Source organism: Mesorhizobium sp. M7A.F.Ca.US.005.03.2.1 (genome assembly GCF_003997795.1).
Lineage (GTDB): Bacteria > Pseudomonadota > Alphaproteobacteria > Rhizobiales > Rhizobiaceae > Mesorhizobium > Mesorhizobium ciceri.
Genome location: NZ_RZRP01000735.1, coordinates 1 through 3,182, shown reverse-complemented (window position 1 = coordinate 3,182; position 3,182 = coordinate 1). Strand labels below are relative to the sequence as shown.

2 protein-coding genes and 1 pseudogene are annotated in these 3,182 nt (G+C 62.9%); all 3 read left to right on the top strand.

Annotated features, from left to right (window positions below):
* On the top strand, positions 1-1,242 hold a 1,242-nt coding region (locus tag EN991_RS29305; RefSeq protein ID WP_164769447.1), incomplete at its 5' end, for an ATP-binding cassette domain-containing protein.
* Positions 1,243-1,265: 23 nt separating this feature from the next.
* A complete protein-coding gene (locus tag EN991_RS29300) occupies positions 1,266-2,204 on the top strand; it encodes an ABC transporter permease (protein WP_245461103.1) in 939 nt (312 codons plus the stop codon).
* A 16-nt stretch (positions 2,205-2,220) separates the two neighbouring features.
* Positions 2,221-3,182: pseudogene (locus EN991_RS29295) on the top strand (hypothetical protein); the annotation flags it as partial.

The window sequence follows — 3,182 nt, the reverse complement described above, 5'->3', positions numbered from 1 at the left end:
GAGGGCAAGACCGTGGCGGAAGGCCTGTCGACGGCCGGTCTCACCCAGGCTGACGTCATCCGCCACATGGTGGGACGCGACATCGGCAATGTGTATCGCAAGGCATCATCGCCTGCGGCCTCGAACGAGCAGCCGGTGGCTCTCGAGGTGACCGGGCTCAGCGCTTCGCCGATGGTGCGTAACGTCTCGTTCATGGTGCGCAAGGGCGAAATTCTCGGCCTCGGCGGCCTTGTCGGAGCTGGGCGCACGGAGAGCGCCGAAGCGATATTCGGGCTACGCCATCGCAACGGGGGGCGCATCCTCGTCGGCGGCAAGGAGATTCCTCCCAATAGCCCCATCGCGGCAATTCGCGCTGGCCTCGGCATGGTCGCCGAGGACCGGCGCGCCCAGAATATCGTGCCTGATATGACGGTCGGCGAGAACCTTTTCCTCACCCAGATGGGCAAGCACAGGGGTTTTGGCCGCGGCCACTCAGCGCGTCGAAAACAAGCCCGCGAGCTTATTTTCCGTCTCGGCCTTCCCACCGACCGGATGGAAGCAAACCTCCTGCACTTCTCCGGCGGCATGCAACAGAAGGTCATCATCGCGCGCTGGCTGCTGATCGAGCCCGAAGTGCTCATTCTGGATGAACCAACGAAGGGCGTCGATATCGGGACACGCCAGGCGATCTACGAGCTGCTGCGCGAAGTCGCCGAAAAGGGGATTGCCGTGGTGGTGATCTCCTCGGACTTTGGGGAGCTCCTGGGAGTTTGCGAGCGGGTCGTCGTGGTGAGTGACGGCTATACCATCGCCGACCTGCCGGCTTCGCTCCTGAGCGAAGAGAGCCTGACATTGCTCGCTGCGCCGCGAAGTTCAGCAGAGCGCAATGCCGCATTCCTGCGGGATCTTGTCGCCAGCTACGGCGGCACGGCATTCTGGGGACTGATCGACGACGACCGGTTCGTCTGCCTCGCCATCGCCAACAGTGCACGTAGTACACCAATGGGACTCGCGGCCGGCCATGTCTACCTGGCGCACCAGACGGCGATCCCCCTCGCTCTTGAAGGGCGCCAGCCAGGCATCGTGACTGAGAACGACGGCCGGTCTACTGTGCTTGCGCCACTCTCCAACCGCAGGGGCCACGATCTCGGCTGGATCGGCCTCACCCTACCGCCGGGATCCAAGCTGCCGAAAACTGAGACGCTGTCGGCCCGCATGGCCGGGTTGTTCGATACACCTCCAAACGAAGAGATCGACGCATGAATGCGCCCTCCCGATCCTTTGCCATGCCTAGATTCACCAGCACCCTTGAGTTCCGAATGCTCGGCCTTGCCGTGGTGCTTGCGGTGATCCTGTCGTTCATCTCGCCCTACTTCTTCACCGAACGTAACGTGTTCAACATCCTCGACCAGTCGGTGGTGCTGGGCATTGTTGCCGTCGGCATGACCCTGGTGATTCTGACCGGAGGCATCGACCTTTCCGTCGGTTCGGTTGCCGGCCTGACCGGCATTGTTCTCGCCCTGCTTCTGAAGGAATTTCCCATTCCCTTAGCGATAGCGCTCGCCGTCGGCTGCGGCGCACTGATCGGGCTTTTCTCCGGCGTTCTCATCGCGGTGTTCGGCTTGGCGCCCTTCGTGGTGACGCTCGGCGTCATGGCGATGGGGCGCAGTCTTGCCTACATCGTGTCGGGGCAGCGCTCGATTTCGGGACTGCCGATGGGGCTGCAGAACATCGTCTACACGACCCTGCTCGGCATCCCCACCAACGTCGTCTTCCTCATCGCGCTCTACGTCGCCACCTGGGCGTGGCTGACATATTCGAAGGGCGGGCGCACGATCTACGCTGTCGGCTCGAATCTCGAAGCCGCCCGGGCCGCCGGCCTCAACACCCTCTTCTACTCGATCTTCCCCTATGTGGCCTGCGGGGCCCTTTCGGCGACAGCGATGACCTTTTCGCTGGCACAGATCATGTCGGCCGACCCGATCGGCGGAAACCAGCTTGAACTCGACGCCATAGCGGCCGTGGTCATCGGTGGCGCGAGCCTCTACGGTGGACGAGGCACCATATTCGGCACGCTGATGGGGGTTCTGATCATGGTGATGATTCGCAATGGACTGAACTTGCTCGGCGTCTCGCCGTTCTGGCAGGGGACTGCTATCGGCGCCATCATCATCCTCGCCCTGCTGGCCGAGCGCCTCATCACCTGGAAATCGCGCCGCGTCTGAGATCGGGAGCACGCCGATGACACATTCCGATCCCTCCCGCACGGTCCGGCTTTACGGTACCGAGGAGCCCCCGGCAGAGGAGCGCGTGCTGAATGCCGGTCCGCTCAGCGTACTTTTTGACGGCGCCAACCTACGCGACGTCCGTATGCATGGCGAAGAGGCGATCCGCGCAATCTCCTTCGTCGTGCGCGACAAGGACTGGGCGACGCTGATTCCGAAAATTGCGGATCTGATCGTCCAGCAAGATGGCGATCGATTTTGGATCAGCTACCGCGCAGGAGTAGCCGGCAATGGCGAGACCTTTGGCTACGAAGTCGTCATCGAAGGGTCCGCAGCCGGCGTGCTGACCTATTCGGCTCGCGGGAAGACGCCGACCGGGCTTCTGACGAATCGAACCGGGTTTGTCGTCCTGCATCCTATTGAGGGCGTGAGCGGCGCGCCGGCCACGATCACGCATACAAGCGGCGAAAGGGTCGAGACACGCTTTCCCGTAGAGATCGATCCTGTACAGCCGATGATGGATCTTCGTGAAATAGCGCACCGTACTCCCGGCGGGCTGGAGGTCACCTGCCTGATGGAGGGCGACGCCTTCGAGATGGAAGACCAGCGGAACTGGACCGACGCCTCCTACAAAACCTATGTTCGTCCCCTCGCCTTGCCCTGGCCATACAGGATCGAGCCAGGCGAGGTCGTCCAACAGAAGATCACCCTGACCGTCAAGGGCTTTCCGAGGGCTCCGTCGCGTTGGGCTGGGGGCGCAGCCGTCCTGACGCTTGGCGAGGCGGAGGGCACGATGCCCCCTCTCGGCATTGGGCTCCAGCCCGAGGATGCTTCGGCTGCATTGCGGCATGTCGAGACGCTGCACCAGCTCGGCGTCGCCCATATTATCTGCCATCACGATCCACGGCGCGGCCATGATGCCGAATCGCTGGCGAGGCATGTGGAGGTCGCCGCCGCGTTAGGCGCGCAACCTTGGCT